Annotated in this window: 13 protein-coding genes; 8 read left to right on the plus strand and 5 right to left on the minus strand. The window is 65.4% G+C overall.

The window, feature by feature from the left end; translation table 11 throughout:
• Positions 1–355: 355 nt before the first annotated feature.
• Positions 356–1,087, plus strand: a complete 732-nt coding sequence (treR, locus tag CSQ85_RS06030; protein WP_150383304.1) for a trehalose operon repressor — start codon at positions 356–358, stop codon at positions 1,085–1,087.
• 228 nt (positions 1,088–1,315) lie between these two features.
• Here treR and CSQ85_RS06035 read toward each other — a convergent pair whose 3' ends face one another.
• Positions 1,316–2,326, minus strand: a complete 1,011-nt coding sequence (locus CSQ85_RS06035) for a LacI family DNA-binding transcriptional regulator (RefSeq protein ID WP_150383305.1) — start codon at positions 2,324–2,326, stop codon at positions 1,316–1,318.
• Positions 2,327–2,521: 195 nt separating this feature from the next.
• Positions 2,522–2,788 (minus strand): HPr family phosphocarrier protein, encoded by a 267-nt coding sequence (locus CSQ85_RS06040; protein ID WP_150383306.1) that lies wholly within the window; start codon positions 2,786–2,788, stop codon positions 2,522–2,524.
• A gap of 257 nt (positions 2,789–3,045) precedes the next feature.
• Here CSQ85_RS06040 and ptsP point away from each other — a divergent pair, with 257 nt between their 5' ends.
• The 4 genes from ptsP to CSQ85_RS06060 all read left to right on the plus strand — a co-directional run bounded on the left by ptsP (position 3,046) and on the right by CSQ85_RS06060 (position 8,885).
• Positions 3,046–4,701, plus strand: coding sequence for a phosphoenolpyruvate--protein phosphotransferase (gene ptsP / locus CSQ85_RS06045; protein WP_150383307.1), 1,656 nt, complete (start codon positions 3,046–3,048; stop codon positions 4,699–4,701).
• A 272-nt stretch (positions 4,702–4,973) separates the two neighbouring features.
• The gene (locus CSQ85_RS06050; RefSeq protein WP_107041917.1) at positions 4,974–5,528 is read left to right on the plus strand and encodes a YbhB/YbcL family Raf kinase inhibitor-like protein; all 555 of its coding nucleotides are present in this window, start codon (positions 4,974–4,976) and stop codon (positions 5,526–5,528) included.
• 70 nt (positions 5,529–5,598) lie between these two features.
• Positions 5,599–7,218 carry a C69 family dipeptidase gene (locus CSQ85_RS06055; RefSeq protein WP_150383308.1) on the plus strand — a complete coding sequence of 540 codons (1,620 nt, stop codon included), beginning with the start codon at positions 5,599–5,601 and terminating at the stop codon, positions 7,216–7,218.
• A 149-nt stretch (positions 7,219–7,367) separates the two neighbouring features.
• On the plus strand, positions 7,368–8,885 hold the full coding sequence (locus CSQ85_RS06060; RefSeq protein WP_150383309.1) for a formate--tetrahydrofolate ligase: 1,518 nt from the start codon (positions 7,368–7,370) through the stop codon (positions 8,883–8,885).
• Between the two features lie 245 nt (positions 8,886–9,130).
• Here CSQ85_RS06060 and CSQ85_RS06065 read toward each other — a convergent pair whose 3' ends face one another.
• Positions 9,131–9,478 carry a phenylpyruvate tautomerase MIF-related protein gene (locus CSQ85_RS06065; protein ID WP_150383310.1) on the minus strand — a complete coding sequence of 116 codons (348 nt, stop codon included), beginning with the start codon at positions 9,476–9,478 and terminating at the stop codon, positions 9,131–9,133.
• A gap of 196 nt (positions 9,479–9,674) precedes the next feature.
• On the opposite strand from CSQ85_RS06065, the gene CSQ85_RS06070 reads away from it, so the two are divergent.
• Positions 9,675–10,208 carry a GtrA family protein gene (locus tag CSQ85_RS06070; protein WP_190972920.1) on the plus strand — a complete coding sequence of 178 codons (534 nt, stop codon included), beginning with the start codon at positions 9,675–9,677 and terminating at the stop codon, positions 10,206–10,208.
• Positions 10,209–10,452: 244 nt separating this feature from the next.
• Here the strand turns inward: CSQ85_RS06070 and CSQ85_RS06075 are convergent, their stop codons facing one another.
• Positions 10,453–11,994 (minus strand): MFS transporter, encoded by a 1,542-nt coding sequence (locus CSQ85_RS06075; protein WP_150383312.1) that lies wholly within the window; start codon positions 11,992–11,994, stop codon positions 10,453–10,455.
• 266 nt (positions 11,995–12,260) lie between these two features.
• Between CSQ85_RS06075 and CSQ85_RS06080 the strand changes: the two genes are divergently transcribed.
• Both CSQ85_RS06080 and CSQ85_RS13380 read left to right on the plus strand, forming a co-directional pair.
• Entirely contained in the window at positions 12,261–12,920 is a 660-nt protein-coding gene (locus CSQ85_RS06080) for a histidine phosphatase family protein (RefSeq protein WP_150383313.1), read from the plus strand.
• A 212-nt stretch (positions 12,921–13,132) separates the two neighbouring features.
• On the plus strand, positions 13,133–14,314 hold the full coding sequence (locus CSQ85_RS13380) for a hypothetical protein (protein ID WP_223846872.1): 1,182 nt from the start codon (positions 13,133–13,135) through the stop codon (positions 14,312–14,314).
• Between the two features lie 627 nt (positions 14,315–14,941).
• Here the strand turns inward: CSQ85_RS13380 and CSQ85_RS06090 are convergent.
• Positions 14,942–16,180, minus strand: a complete 1,239-nt coding sequence (locus CSQ85_RS06090; RefSeq protein WP_150383314.1) for a substrate-binding domain-containing protein — start codon at positions 16,178–16,180, stop codon at positions 14,942–14,944.
• Positions 16,181–16,475: the final 295 nt, after the last annotated feature.

Genomic DNA, 16,475 nt, shown 5'->3' on the forward strand with positions numbered 1-16,475 from the left:
TTTGAACAAGTATAAGTAACTTGTTTGAACAAGTCAATCCGCGTGTCGAGGGGACGCGGGGTCGGCGTGTCGTTGGGGCGGTCGTCTCTCCCCCAGTCAGCTGTCGCTGACAGCCCGTCCTGCAATTAAGGACGCGCTGTGCGCGCGTTTCTGCTGGCTCGCCTGTCGGCTCGCACGCTGCCTACAAACAGCCCTGCTGTTTGCTTCACGGCAGCGTCCCATCAGAGGGGGGCGGGTTGGTCGTCCTTGAGTGTCGGAAGGTTGCTCGCCTTTCTTGGCGAGGGATACTAGAATCGACAAGACGTTTAAACAAGTGGTGATGAGATGGGACTGCTGGGGAGGGGGCGAACGACGCATGCCGAAGGCGAAGTACGACGACATCTATCGCGATCTGAAGGAGCGGATCGAACAGGAGGAGTACGCCTACCAGTCGCTGCTACCCAGTGAGAACGAGCTGGCCGCGCGGTACGACTGCTCGCGCAACACCGTGCGCCGCGCGATCGCCCAACTGGCCTCGGACGGTTACGTGCAGTCGATGCACGGCCGTGGCGTGCGCACCATCTACCAGCCGGTCGAGCAGGCCGCGTTCACCGTCGGCGGGATCGAGTCGTTCAAGGAATCCGTCGCGCGCAACCATCGCGTGGCTTCGACCGAGGTGTTGGAGTTCCGCCACGTCATCGCCGACGCCAAGCTCGCCGCCCGCACCGGATTCGAGGAGGGCGCGTCGCTGACCTACATCCTGCGCCTGCGCCTGCTCGACGGCGAACCGCTCATCCTCGACCACAACTATTTCCGTTCGGACATCGCCAAGGGGCTGACCGAGGACATCGCGCGGGCGTCGGTCTACGACTATCTGGAGGGCGAGCTGGGCATCGTCATCACCACCAGCAAACGCACGATGACCGTGGAGAAGGTCACCGCGCAGGACCGCCGCTATCTCGACCTCAAAGGCTACAACTGCCTGGCCGTCATCACCGGCCAGACCTACGACGACCACGGCGTCCAATTCGAATGGACCCAATCCCGCCACCGCCCCGACTACTTCCGCTTCCAGGACGTAGCCACCCGCACCCGCCCGGGCGTGTAGGAATAACGAATAACGAATGAATCGGAAACATATGCACGGAAGGAGGTGTGGTGGCCGCGGGGCGAGGCGCGACCGTAGGCTTGGCCGAACGGCCTTGAGTGTGTCGTGCATCGTCCCGCGGCCACCACACCGGTTACCGGGGCGGACTGAAGACGTGTCGGCGCTGTGACTACCCCTCAGACCCGCTTCGCGGGCCAGCTCCCCTGACAAGGGGAGCCAAGATGGTTCCTACCGCTTGGTGGAGGAGACGCGCACGATGAGCTGCGGGGGCAGGGAGACGTGCAAGGGGTGGCCGGGGCCGGATTCGATGAGTCGCAGGGCCTCGGAGACGATCTGCGCGTAGGGCGGGCGGACCGAGGTCATCGTCGGCAGGGACGCCGAGGCGATGGGGGAGTCGTTGTAGCCGACGACCTTGATGTCCTCGGGCACGTTCATGCCGAGCGCGTGCAGGGCCATCATCACGCCGAACGCGATCGTGTCGTCGGCGCAGACGACCGCATCGGGGTGGCCGCGCTCGCCGAACAGGCGGATCGTGCAGTCGAATCCGCGCGTGACCGTGCGATCGCCGAATCGGTTCCAGTCGCTGTCGGTGGTGAGTCCGGCGGCGCGTACCTGCGTGTGGAACATCGCGAACAGCTCGGCCGACTCGAACGAGACCTCCTTGCCGGCGAGGTACGCGACCGAGCGCACGCCCTGTTCGGCCAGATGCCGGATGATCGCCTCCATCGCGGTGTTCTCGTCGATGGAGACCATGTTCGTGCGGAAGGAGCGCTGGCGGCCGCCCACCTGCACGATCGGGATGGAGTCGGCGTACTTGTCGAACACCTGCGACAGGTCGGCGCCGGCGGAGGTGACGACGATGAGCCCGTCCACCTTGCGCGAGCAGAGCGCGTCGATGCGGTCGATCTGCGTGGCCTCGTCGGCGCCGATGCCGAGCAGGAGCTGGCGGCTGTCGTCGTCGACGGTCGGTTCCAGCTCGTCGAGGAGCCCGGCGGAGAAGTTGTCGGAGGCGGTGGGGATGACCAGTCCGATCGTGTTGGTCACGTCGGAGCGCAGGGCGCTGGCCGCGTAGTTGACGGAGTAGTGGAGTTCGGCGGCGGCCCTGCGCACGCGCGCCGCGATCTCGTCGTCCTTGGACCGCCGGCCGGAGAGCACGCGCGACACCGTGGCGGTGGAGACGTTCGCCAGCGTGGCGACCTCCACGATGGATGCCTGGGACTTCGATGCCCGGTTGGCCATAAGCTGCTCTTCCGTTTCTGGAATTGATATCCGGTGTGGTGTGATCCGCGGGCGAACCCGGTGCAACCCGCTTGAAAAACGAATTCGCCGCCCGGCACAGCATCATAGCGCGCGGGCGGCGAACACGTTGGAATAGGGGAAAGGATCGGACGTCACCATGCGCTTGTGGCGTCCGAAGAGTTCAGATGCGCCGGATCACTCGGCCTTGGTCAGGGTCTCGACCAGGGAGTCGGCGACGGCCTCGGCGTTGTCGCCCTCGACGGTCAGGTTGACGGTGTCGCCCTGCTTGATGCCCAGGCCCATGATGGACAGGATGGAGCCGGCCGGAACGGGGGCGCCGCCCTCCTTGGCGATGGTGACCGTGCAGCCGGAGGCGGTGACGGCCTGAGCGAATTCGGCGGCCGGACGGGCGTGGATGCCGACGGGGTCGTTGATCACGGTGGAACGGGTTGCAGTTGCCATAGGGAGCACTCCTTTATGTCTGTATGTTGTTGTCGCGCGCGATCGTCTATCGATGACGTCTCGCGCTGAAAGAAACTATAGCACAGTTTTTCACGACACGCAGAAAACGATTACCGGTATTGCTGGAATAATTTTTCTGTGTATACTGACACTGTCGGTAAATGGATTACACGCCATTACACCGCTGGCCGGCATCGCGGAACGAACCGCGCGCCGCCGGTCAGGACAAGACATAAGACATAAAGGAGTGCTCGATCATGGTTATCACCGGAAGTGGAATCGGACGTGGAGTCGCCGTCGGCAAGGTCATTCGCATGGCCCCGCCGCTGGAGGAGCCGGCGGACGTGCGCCGCGACGCATCCATCAGCGCGGTCGTGGAGAACGATCGCGTCACCAAGGCCCTCGCCACCGTCAACGCGGAGCTGAACCGCCGCGCCGAGGAGGCCAAGAACGGCGATGAAGGCGCCAAGCAGGCCGCTCCGATCCTCGAGGCGATCGCCATGTTCGCCTCCGATCCGTCGCTCGCCACCTCCATCCAGAACCTCGTCAACGGCGGCAAGACCGGTGAGCGTGCGGTGCTCGAGGGCTTCGCCCAGGTCGAGGAGATGTTCAGGATGATCGGCGGCTACCAGGCCGAGCGCGCCGCCGACCTGCACGACGTCGGCCAGCGCGTCATCGCCGAGCTGCGCGGCGTGCCCGCGCCGGGTGTGCCGGATTCCGAGGAGCCGTTCGTGCTCGTCGCCGACGATCTTTCCCCCGCCGACACCTCCTCGCTGGACCTTGAGAAGACCCTTGCGATCGTCACCTCGCAGGGCGGTCCGACCTCCCACACCGCGATCCTGGCCCGCGCCCGCGGCATCGTCGCGGTCGTCTCCGCGGCCGGCGCCGAGGACTTGAAGAACGGCGAGACCGTGATCGTCAACGCCGCCAAGGGCGAGGTCGTCACCGAGCCGACCGAGGAGCAGATCGACGAGGCCGAGCACGCCAAGGCGAAGGCCGCCAGGGCCAAGGAGCTGCGCGGTCAGGCCGGCGGCACCAAGGACGGCCATCACGTCCCGCTGCTCGCCAACCTCGGCAAGCCGGCCGACGGCAAGACCGCCATCGAGTACGGCGCGGAGGGCGTGGGCCTGTTCCGCTCCGAGTTCCTGTTCATCGGCAACGCCGAGCCGCCGAGCGTCGAGGAGCAGACCAAGGCCTACACCGAGCTGCTCGCGCAGTTCCCCGGCAAGAAGGTCGTCATCCGCATGCTGGACGCCGGCGCCGACAAGCCGCTGCCGTTCCTGACCCCGGAGGACGAGCCGAACCCGGCCCTCGGCCTGCGTGGCCTGCGCACCCTGCGCGTGCACAAGGAGGTCCTCGAAGGCCAGCTCAAGGCCCTCGCCGCCGCCGACGCGCAGACCGACGCCGACCTGTGGGTCATGGCCCCGATGGTCGCCGACGAGCATGAGGCCGCGTACTTCGTCAAGCTCGGCAAGAGCTTCGGCCTGAAGAAGGTCGGCGTCATGGCCGAGGTCCCGTCCATCGCCCTGATGGCCGACAAGGTGGCCGAGGTCGCCGACTTCGTCTCCATCGGCACCAACGACCTGACCCAGTACACGATGGCCGCCGACCGCATCCTCGGCTCCGTCTCCAACTACCAGACCGCATGGCACCCGGCGGTCCTGCGCGCGATCAAGCTGATCGCCGACGCGGGCAACGCCCACGGCATGCCGGTCGGCGTGTGCGGCGAGGCCGCGGCCGATCCGGATCTGGCCGTCGTGCTGACCGGTCTCGGCGTCAACTCGCTGTCCATGACCCCGGTGGCGCTGGACGACGTGCGCGCCCAACTCGCCGAAGTCACCTTCGAGGAGGCCAAGGCCAAGGCCGAGGCCGCCCTGAACGGCGACTTCTACAAGCCGGCCTGGGGCGACTGATCTCATTGGCCGGGGCGTACGGTCCCGGCCCCATCCCCGCCTCCCGGCGCCGCGCTCCGAACGGTGCGCCGGGCGGCGATGACCCAACAGACGTGATCCGGCTTCCCCTTCATCCGGATCACCACTTGCAGCCCGGCTCCGGGCGGCGGGAATGAGCACTCCCCGCCGCCCGGGGCCGGGCTTCCTTTTATTCGGCATGTTCTTCCCGGCGGACCCACCCGGCGAACCCGGCGAATCACGCGCGCAACGTGGCACGCGATACACTGGAGCGTATGAAGATCTCCGCTGATTTCACCGTCATCCCCGACGATTTCGCCAAGGCGGCCGCGCCCGAATACCGCGCGGGTGGCGTGCCCGTCATCTCCTTCCCCTTCTACGTCGACGAGGTGGACCCCGACGCGAAGTACCTGCATTGGACGTTCACCGACCCGGACTCGATCCCGGTGTGCGGCTTCGAATGGATCCACTGGACCGTCGCGAACCTGCCGATCGACGCGCTGATGTTCGACTTCAACGACTCGCACGCCCTGTCGATCCCGCCGGACTTCTCCCGCCAGATGCCCGCGATGATCCCCGAGGCGGTGCAGGGCCGCAACTCCTCGGCCTCGAGGTTCGTCGGCCGCGAGAACGACCCGGCCGTCATCATGCGCTACAACGGCCCGCAGCCGCCGGACAAGGACCACGACTACTACCTGCACGTCTGGGCCACCAAGGAGCCGCTGCCCGGCCTCAATCAGGGATTCTGGATGAACGAGCTGCTGCACCGGCTGCGCGAGTCGGGGGAGCAGGCCGATCAGGCCGGCATCTTCCTGACCGGCAGGGCGTGACGACGCGCCGATCGCTGTAAAGCATCATTGAGCATCATCGAAGACAACAAGAAAGGACACCCATCCAACCATGGCCTGCACCACGATTCTGGTCGGCAAGGACGCGAGCTACGACGGCTCGACCATCATCGCCCGCAACGAGGATTCCGCCAACGGCGAGTTCAACCCCAAGCAGTTCCTCGTCATCACGCCCGAGGAGCAGCCGCGCACGTACACGTCGGTGATCTCCCATGTGACCATCGAGCTGCCGGACGACCCGCTGCAGTACACGTCCGTGCCGAACGCGGACCGCAAGGAGGGCATCTGGGGCGAGGCCGGCGTCAACGAGGCCAACGTCGCGATGAGCGCCACCGAGACCCTGACGACCAACGAGCGCGTGCTTGGCGCCGACCCGTTCGTCGAACTCGTGCCCGCCAAGGGCAAGCCCGGCGAGGACGGCTACGAGCCGGAGATTCCCGGCGGCATCGGCGAGGAGGACTTCCTCACCATCGTCCTGCCGTACGTGAGGACCGCGCGCGAGGGCGTGGCCCGACTGGGCGCGCTGCTCGAGGAGTACGGCACCTACGAGATGAACGGCGTCGCGTTCTCCGATGCGGACGAGATCTGGTGGCTCGAGACCGTCGGCGGCCACCACTGGATCGCCAAGCGCGTGCCGGACGAGGCGTACGTGACGATGCCGAACCAGCTTGGCATCGACGAGTTCGATCTCGACGACGCGCTGGGCGATCAGGAGGACCACATGTGCTCCGAGGATCTCGCCGAGTTCATCGAGGAGAACCACCTCGACCTCGCCGTCGAGAACACCACGCCGTTCAACCCGCGCGACGCCTTCGGCTCCCACTCCGACTCCGACCACGTCTACAACACGCCGCGCGCGTGGTGGATGCAGCGCTTCCTCAACCCGTACGACGAGGTGTGGGACGGCCCGGACGCCGACCACTCCCCGGAGAACAACGACATCCCGTGGGCCCGCCAGCCCGAGCGCAAGGTGACCATCGAGGACATCAAGTACGTCCTCTCCGGCCACTACCAGGGCACCCCGTACGATCCGTACGGCAAGCTCGGCGACGAGCACACCCGCCACATGTACCGTCCGATCGGCATCAACCGCCAGAGCCAGCTCGCGGTCATGCAGATCCGCCCGTATCGCCCGCAGGCCAACCGCGCGATCCAGTGGATGGCGTACGGCTCCAACCCGTTCAACACGCTCGTGCCGTTCTACCCGAACGTCGACGTGACGCCGGCCTACCTCGCCGACACCACCACGCGCGTGACCACCGAGAACTTCTACTGGGCCAACCGCGTGATCGCCGCTCTGTGCGACGGCGCGTTCGCCGACACGTCCAACGCGGTCGAGCGCTACCAGCAGAAAACCGGCGCGCTGGGCCACCGCCTCGTCTCCGCCACCGACGAGCAGGTCGCGCGCCTGGGCCTGACGGCCGCCGAGGAGGAGGCCGAGTCCGCCGCCGAGGCCGAGTTCGAGGCCGACAACGTGGACGGCGACGTGCAGCCGCTCGAGCCGGAGGAGATCATCGAGGCCGTGCGCAACGAGGAGGTCCGTGGTATTCTCGCCGCAGCCAACCAGACCATGGCCGACCAGCTCAAGGTCGAAACCGAGAAGCTGCTCGACTCCGTGCTGTACACGCGGTCCATGGCCATGAAGAACGGCTTCCACATGTCCGACTTCTGATTCACTGTCTTGGCTCCCCTTGTCAGGGGAGCTGTCAGCGATAGCTGACTGAGGGGTAGTTTTCTATATGATGTGACTACCCCTCAGTCTCGTTACACGAGCCAGCTCCCCTGACAAGGGGAGCCAGCGATATTGAGAAAGGTTTATCCATGACCACCATCGAAGACTTCACCAGCCAGTACGGCCCGGTCGAGAAGATCGACGCGTTCGGCTATCTCGACTACCTCAAGAACAATCCCGACGCCCCGCGCAAGCACGGCAAGGTCGTGCTCGTCACCGCGGACACCCCGCTCAAGGCGTCGCGCGGCGAAGGCAAGACCACCACCACCATCGCCCTGATCGACGCGCTCAACAAGCGCGGCATCGACGCAGCCGCCGTGCTGCGCCAGCCGAGCATGGGCATCACGGCCGCCGGCTCCAAGGGCGGCGCCTCCGGCGGCGGCAAGGCGTCCCTGACCCACCCCGAGCTCATCGACTGGGGCCTGTGTGGAGAGATGGGCGCGATCGAGGCGGCACAGAACCTGCTCGTCTCCTTCGCCGAGAAGGCCGTCGACGAGGGCCGCCTCGACGACATCCTCGTGCCGCGCGTCTCCGAGGTGCCGAGCCGCTCCCTGCGCTCCATCGCCGTCGACTACGGCAAGGGCGACGTCAAGGAGAAGGTCGTGCTCACCCCGACCTGCGAGCTCATGCAGATCGTCGTGCTGTCCCGTTCGATGGACGAGATCGCCGAGCGCGTGGCGAAGATGATCGCCGGCACGAAGGACGGCAAGGCCGTCACCTTCGGCGAGTTCGTCGACCTGTGGCGCATCACCGGCATCCTGACCGACGCGGTCAAGCCGGCCAAGACCGAGACCGTGAACGGCTCCCCGGTGTACGTGCACGGCGGCCCGTTCGCCAACGTGTCGATCGGCATCCCGACGCTCGTCTCCGTCGAGATGGCGTGCGCGCTGCACGACGTCGTCATCGTCGAGGCCGGCTACGGCACCGACGCCGGCGCCCAGAAGTGGCTCGACATCGCCTGCCGCGAGTTCGGCGCGCAGTGGCCGTCCGCCGCGGTCGTCGTGACCCGCGCCTCCACCTGGCGTGACGATCCGGAGCTCGCATGGCGCTACCCGTTCCACGTCAACCGCCTCGAGCAGCTCGACATCCCGACCTTCCCGCTCGTCAACCTGTGGGACGGCGAGGACGACCAGATCCCGTCCCTCAAGGAGACGGCCGCGAAGCTCGAGTTCCGCGACCCGATCATCGGCAACCTGTACCGCGACGGCGGCGAGGCGCTCGCCCCGCAGCTCGACGGCTTCGTCGACGCGCTCGTGAACGGTTCGATGCCCGCCCGCCCGCACAGCCACAAGGGCATGTCGGTCATCGAGAACGTGAAGTGGGTGGCCGAGAACGCCTACGGCGTGCCGGCCGAGCGCGTTAAGCTCAAGGACGGGTTCATCGCCTCGCGCGACGAGGCCGTGAAGCTGTGCGAGTCCGCCGGCTTCTCGCTGTCCGATCTCGCGCTGGTGGCGGTCAAGTCGCCGGCCACGATGACCGACGACGACCGCGCGCCTGAGGACGAGCGCACCGTGACCCTGAAGAAGGTCGAGGTGCACGCCGGCGCCGGACTGGTCCACGTCAACCTGACGACCTCGCTGACCACGCCGATGCCGAAGATCGTCTGACCTGGAGCATTCCGGGAGCATCTCGCTTACGAGGGGTGCTTTTTCACCGGCACGGACCTCTATCTGCGTTATGAGGGGTGCTTGGTCTAGGTACAAAGGCCCGGAAACGGTTCAACCGCAATGCGGTTAAGCCGTTTCCGGGCCTTTGTATATGAGTCATATACCCCTCGTAAGCGAGATAGATGTCCGCAATAGCGGAAAAATACCCCTCATAACGCAGATAGGGCGTGGATAGGGCGTGACGACTAGAAGTTGCCGCCGTTCCAGCCCCAGTCGGTGGTGGCGGTGTAGCGGATGTAGGTGCGGTCCTCGGGGATGCCGAGCGTGGAGTTCAGCGCGGTCATGATCTGCTCGGTGAGCTTCTCCCATGCGGAGCCCGGTACGGAACGGCCGAACACGTTCACCTCGACATAGGCGGCCGGCTGGTCGTCGGAACCGGCGAAGTAGATCGGCATCTCGTCCTCGAACGGGCACATCAGCCAGCCTTCGGACTTGCCCGGCACGGCGGTGATGGCCTTGCCGTAGGCGGTCTTCAGGGCCTCACGCTGCTCGGGCGTGGTCTTGACGGAGACATGGGTGTGGATGACGGGCATGGTTCCTCCTTGGTGGAATGAAACCCCTGGGATGCGGGGATGGTCGTCTCCCAGTCTAGTTCGGTCCTAGTTCGATCTAGTTCGGTCTCGTTCGTCGCAAATGCGGAGATTGCGGGATGGATGCAGGCAACGGCCAGCCGACGGTCAGGCACGTAGTGTTGAATACCTGACTGTGAGAAAACTGATCGCGCAGCTTATGAAATTCGGTATCGTCGGCGTCATCGCCTTCGTCATCGACTGGGGCATCCTCAACATCCTGGTCGGCGTGTTCCACATGCACAACGTGCTGGCCGCCACCATCTCGTTCATCATCTCCCTGATCTTCAACTACCTCGCGAGCATGAAGTTCGTGTTCAAGCACCGTGAGGACATGGCACGCTGGATGGAGATCGTCATCTTCGTGGCCGGCGCCGTGGTGGGCCTGTTCATGAACGACGCGATCATCTGGATCTCCACGTACGGCATGAACCACGACGCGTTCAACACCCAGCACGCGGAGTACCTGCTGCGCACCAACGTCGGCAAGCTCGTCGCCACCGCCGTCGTGATGGTGTGGAACTTCGCGATCCGCAAGTGGCTGCTCGACGACACCCACACGCACGCGATGAACCGCCTGCGCTCGGCGGAGAACAAGCTCACCGCCGAGGAGCTCGAAGCCAAGTGGGAGAACAGCTTCTCGCATCGCCTCGGCGTGTGGTCGCTCGAGCACACGCCCAAGGGCTGGCAGTAGTCCTCTATTCATGGCTCCCCTTGTCAGGACGTTGCCGTCAAGCAAACAGCAGAGCTGTTTGTAGGCGACGTGCGAGCCGACAGGCGAGCCAGCATAACGTCGTGCGTGGCACGTCCTTAATTGCGGACGAGCTGGCCCGTGAAACGGGTCTGAGGGGTAGCGTCGCACGGGAACAGGTAACCGCTCTCTCCCCCCAGTCAGCTTCGCTGACAGCCCCCTCGTCAGAGGGGGCCGGAGAGGCTGTTCACACCGCGACTTCGGTCAGGGTCGGCTGTTCGGTGGAGCTCTTGATCTGCCTGAAGCCGATCAACGCGATCGCGAGCGACCCCAGGGCGAGCACGGTCACGACGAGGAAGCCACCGTGCGAGCCCATGCGGTCGATGAACTGGCCGGCGATCGCCGAGCCCGCGGACGCGCCGATCGAGTTCATCGCGCCCATCCACGCCATGCCCTCGGTGAGGCGCGACGGCGGCACCAAGTGCAGCATCAGCTGGTTGCCGTTGATCCACGTGGGCGCCTGGCACACGCCGATCAGCAGATAGATGATCATGATCACCCACAGGTGGCGCGCGAACATGAACGAGCCGATGCCGAGGTTCACCACCGCGAGACAGAAGTAGAAACGCTTCCACAGCGGGATCGCCCAGTTCTTCGCGCCGTACACGATCGCGCCGCACAGCGAGCTGATCGAGAAGCACGCGAACACGAAACCGGTGTACTGCTTCATGTTCGATTCGGTCGCGAACGCGATGATCGAGATGCCGGCCGCCGACTGGAACGCGCCCAAGCCGAACCACGTCACGCACACGGCGACGAGGCCCGGACCCCAGATCGACGCCTTCTTGGCCTTGCCGCTGCGCACGTCGGCCACCGCGTGCTCGACCTCCCGCGAGATCGTATCCGGGTCGGTCACGCCCTCGCGCGCGAGACGGCGACGCGTCTCCTCGGCCGCAGTCTGCTCCTTCAGCGCCTCGGCCTTCGCGGCCTCGCGGGCGCGGTACTCCTTGCGGGTGATGCCCTCCGCGCGTGCCAGATCGGATTGCGACGGCGGTTCGGTCGAAAGCTCCGTGAGGAACATCAACGCGCCGACGATCACGCACACGCCGGTGAACGAGAACGCGAGCAGGCCGGAGATCACCGCCAATGTCGAGGCGAGCGGATTGCCGACCACCCACATGCACTCGTCGAGCACACCGCACAGGCTCAACGCGCGGTCGGTGCGCTCGCGGTCGCCCTTGAGCAGTCGCGTCCAGCGGGCGCGGCTCATCGCGCCCCACGGCGGGATCGCGGCGAGGAACGGCGTCAGACAGTACAGCACCCATTCGGGCGCGCGGTTCGTGATCGACGTGGTCAGCGCGATCGCGGCGACGATCCACACGATGATCGTCGGGATCGAGACCTGACGCTGGCCGAACTTGTCGGTGAGCTTGCCGAGCAACGGCGTCGAGATCGCCAGCGCGATCGCCTGGACGGCGGTGAGCATGCCGGCCAGCGAGTAGTTGCCGTAGTAGTGCTGCACGGAGATCGTGATCGTCATGCCGATCATCGGGAACGGCATGCACGCGATGACGCCGCCGATCGAATAGCGCGCGGTGTGGGGGATGCGCAGCAGCTCCGCGTACCCGCCGAACACCTTGCCGCCGATCTCTTTGAGTGCCGATCCGACCGTGGTCCTGCGCGGTCCCCGGCCGCCGTTCGGCTGCCCTGTCTGATTCGTCTGACCCGTCTGATTCGTCTGATTCGTCTGACCCGCCTGAGTGTTGGTCTGATTGATGGTTTCGGACATACTGCACCTGCTCCTTTCCGCTCCCGATTGGATGTCCCCCGATCGTCCGTGGCGTTGGACGGCGGAGCCCTCATCGATACTGATGTGCTGTCCTTCTGGTCGCGCAAAGGGGTGCGTTTTCCGGCTGTTCGTTCGACCGTGCGCACGTTTGCGTCGCGGCCGACTCTACGCTGTAAGCGGTCACGACACGCGGTGGAATCCCCCGACGGACGGTAGATTGGAGACAGTATTCGCAACCCGGATCAACCAGATCAAGGAGGCCGGCGGTGAGCGCCACCACCATCCATTTCGTCCGTCACGGCAAGGTCTACAACCCCGATCACCTGCTCTACGAGCGTCTGCCCGACTTCCACCTGTCCGACGTGGGCCGGCGCATGGCCGAGGCGACGGGCCGGTACATCGCCGAAAGCCCGCAGATGAACACGGTCTCGGCGGTCTACTCGTCTCCGCTCGATCGTACGCGCGAGACCGCCGGGACGATCCTCGACGCGTTGAACCCGGTGCGTGAGTCGCGTGGGCAGAAGCCGCTGGAGCTCGTGACCGACGAGCGGGTGATCGAGGCCGGCAACGAGTTCCGGGGCAAGCGCATCGGCCACGGCGAGGGCGCGCTATGGAGGAACGGCAACTGGAAGCTGGTGCGCAACCTGTGGCGGCCCAGCTGGGGCGAGTCGTACGCGCATATCGCCGCGCGAGTCGGCGCGTTCGCCCGCGAGAAGGTGAAGCAGCATGCGGGCGAGCAGATCATCGTCGTCAGCCACGAGTCGCCGATCTGGTCGTTCCGCCACCTGCTCGAAACCGGTCACGCCGAGCATTGGATGTTCCTGCGCCACACCGCGCTCGCCTCGATCACGTCGATCACGTTCGACAGCGATACCGGCCGTGTGATGTCCATCACGTATGTCGACCCCGCCGCCGGCATCGAGTGAGGGCGCATTAGAATCGGATACGGATATGCGCCCCGCCTTCACCGGTGATTCCGGTACGTCCGGTAATCCCGGTGGTCCCGGTGCGTCGGCGGGCCGGCCGATACGGCGGTCCGATGCCGTGCCGGATGTCGGTTGTCGGATGCGCCGGGAACGGCGGCGGGCGTCACGGGGCTGAGGATGGCCCCGGTGAACGGTCATGCAAAGGAGCCCTTATGACTTACGAACTGAACACCGAAGACGTGGCGCGACTCGCCGCGCTGCCCGCCGTGCGCGAGGCCGCGACGGCCGGCGCGAGGCTGGTGGCCCTGTGGCCGCTGACCGAGGCCATGCACATGGACAACGACGCGAAGTACGCGGAGAACCTGCAGGTGCGCATTACTCGCGCGTTCGCCAGGATCCTCACCGGCGAGAACGTGACCGTGCCGGACGCCGAGTTCGTCTACGAGGGTGCCGACGCGATTCCCGGCCGTCCGCAGTCGATCGTCGACGCGCTGTTGGCCGCCAATGACGCCTACGACGCGATGGCCGACTTCTCCGAGTCGGGCGACGCCTCTCTGGTTGACGACGCGGTCGAGGCGCTCGGGGTCGTGTGGCCGGACGCGGTGTCCGTGCGCGTGCACGAGGTGCTGGAGTCGGTCGAGGGCGCGATGGACGCGGGGGAGTTCGATTCCGGGGTGTATGCGGTCGGTTCGGTCGGTTTGGACGGTTCGGGGGATGCCTCGGGTTCCGAGGCGGGGGAGTCCGCTGGTTCGGGGGAGTCCGCTGGTTCGGGTGATGCCGGGATGACGGAATCCGCTGGTGCCGTCGGTACGGTCGGGGTCTCTGATGCTGCTGGTACGGTCGGCTCCGCCGGTGCCGCACCGACGGACGACGCCTTCCAGCCGTCCTCGGCATTGGTCGACGCGGTGGCCCATCGCTTCGCGGCCGGGCTCACGGTATTTGACGCGCTGATCGGCGCGGTTGCGGACGGTGTTGCGGACGGGGAGTCTGTCGCCGAGGACGGTGTTGATGTTGGGGCCGGTGCTGATGATGCTGTCAAGGCATTTCTGCCACTGATGCTGGTGATCAACGAGCTCAACGAGCAGCTCGCCGTGCCGCGCATCGCCCTGAACGACGATCAGATCCGTGAGCTGCTGGAAGCCCGTGCCAAGGTCCTCGTCGGCGATGGAGATGAGGCTCCGGTTGGTGTCGGGACTTCCGTCGACGCGCTTGCTGGCCTCGTTTCCCCATTGGCCGCCGTCGAATGGGCCAAGCACCGCGAGGACGTCCTGTGGGACCCGGCCGCCGCCAAGAAGAAGGCCAAGGAGGAGGACGAGAGGCGCAACAAGGAGGCCTTGGCCGCCAAGTTCGCCCACATCAAAGACGACCCCACCAAGGAAGAGGTAGAACTGTAGGCCCATTACCCGGGGGCCGTATGTTGTGGTCGTACGTTGTGGCCGTGCCCCCGCGTGGCCGTGTGCCCTGTGTGGCCGTACGCCCCGTGAACCACACGCCGGCTACTGGCCTGAGCGTACGTTCCTCCGGGTATTTTCCGTGATTTTCCGGGTAACCGTACCCTAACTGAGTCTTAGTGTACGTTCCTCCGGAAGTCTGTGGGGAATACCCGGGGGGACGTACGGTGGTGATGGTTGGCCGTACGTTTTCCGGGAGTCGCTGGGGAGCTCCCCCGAGGAGCGTACGGGGAGACGTACGGTGGTGACTTGAGCGTACGTTTGTACGGGTATTTCCTGTGATTTTCCGGGTAACCGTACCCTAACCGGGTCTTAATGTACGTTCTTCCGGAAGCCTGTGGGGAATACCCGGGGGAACGTACGCTGACGCCTACTGTGGATACTTGTGGACGTGTGGGTACTCCTTTGGGGTGTTCCGGTGTGAGTGCCCGTGATGTCCCCTTTTGGGTGTCCCGTTGTAAGTACCCGTGATGTTCCCCTTTGGGTACTCCGGTGTGAGTACCCGTGGATGTCCTTCTGGGGTTTCCCGGTTCCCTGTGGGTACCCTGTTATGGGTACCCACAGGGTGGTCTACTCCGCGTCGATGACGGAGCCTCGGTCGATGAGGTTCGGGTCGACGAGGACGTGACGGGTGGCGCGGTCCGGGTCCTGGATACGCGCGAGCAGCGTGCGGATCGCGGCTTCGGCGAGATCCTTGTCAGAGGAGCGCAGGACGGTCAACGGGCGCGAGCTGGGCGTCGCGAAGCCATCGACCGAGATCATCGACAGGTCGTCGGGCACGCGCTTGCCTCGCCGCTCCAGTGTCTGCGCGATGGCGATCGCCAGATAGTCGGAGTGGACGAGTAGTGCCGTGACGCCCGACAGCAGGATCTTGTCGACGATGCCGTTGACGCCCTTCGTGTCGTACGGCTGGATGCCGTCGAAGACGAACGGGCACTGGATCTCGTCGGTCGACTCGATGATGTCGCGCCAACCCTCCTGGATCATCGGCGAGGTCGGCGAATCGGTGAAGGCCGCTCCCACGAACCGATGACCGTGCTCGATGAAGTGGACGGCGGCCTTGCGCACGCCGTACGGGTGGTTGGTTCTTACGGAGTCGACGAAATGCTCGCACAATAACGGCAGGTCGCGCTCGATCACGACGGTAGGCGTCTCGGACGCGGCGATCCAGTCCCATGTGCGCTTGCCGTATGAGTGCACGCTGGGGGCCACGATCAGGCCGCAGATGGTCGGGTCCGAGACCATGTCGGTGAGGATCTCGTCCTCGTGCGCGTCGATGTCGTACGCGGTCTCGCGCGTGATGATGCGCAGGCCCAGACGCGAGGCGATCGTGCGCATGTGCTCGATGACCCCCGGCCAGAAGAAGCTCGGCTCGGGCAGCATCACGCCGATGGCCGGCTGATCGTGGCCGAGTTCGAGGTTGCGCGGCGCCGGCTTGATGGCGATGCCGCCGGCGGGGGTGCGCTCGGACAGGGCGGTGGTCGCGATCTCCTCGATCGTCGGGTTGCCGTCCGCGCTGGCGGAGCTGCTGACGGACATCGCGCCGCCGCGGATGCGCTTCAGCAGCCCGGCCTTGCTCAGCACGGTCAGGTCGCGCCGCACGGTGATCTCGGTGGTGTTGAGCAGCTTGGCGAGTTCGGCGACGGTGGCCACGCTTTGGCGCGTGAGCAGGTTGAGGATCATGTTCTGGCGTTCGGCGGGCAGGTAATCACGCTTCGCCGCGTTCGTGCCGGCCGCGCCGATGCCGGCGGTCGTCGTGGGGTCGGCTTCGTCGCCGGTTGCGTTGCGGTGGTTGGTGATGTCTGCCATGATCTGCTCTCTAACTTCTTCGCTTCCTATGGTGTGGTCGGAATGTGCGCTGACGCTACGGTCCTTCGATGATCGGGCGATTCATCTCGATGCACATTCGTGATCATTAGTGCGTTTCATTGTATGCGAAACCCATGGAAAACCCGCATCATCGACGACGATCGCCGCGACACGCTGAATGAGCATGATTAGATTTGATCGAAACAGATTAAAAATGCTATAGTGTGAACCGTCAACGGGAAACGGTCACGGAGACGTGATCGGGACCGCATGGTGTACAGGCACACACAGCTAA

Source organism: Bifidobacterium rousetti, assembly GCF_008698235.1.
GTDB classification, from domain to species: domain Bacteria; phylum Actinomycetota; class Actinomycetes; order Actinomycetales; family Bifidobacteriaceae; genus Bifidobacterium; species Bifidobacterium rousetti.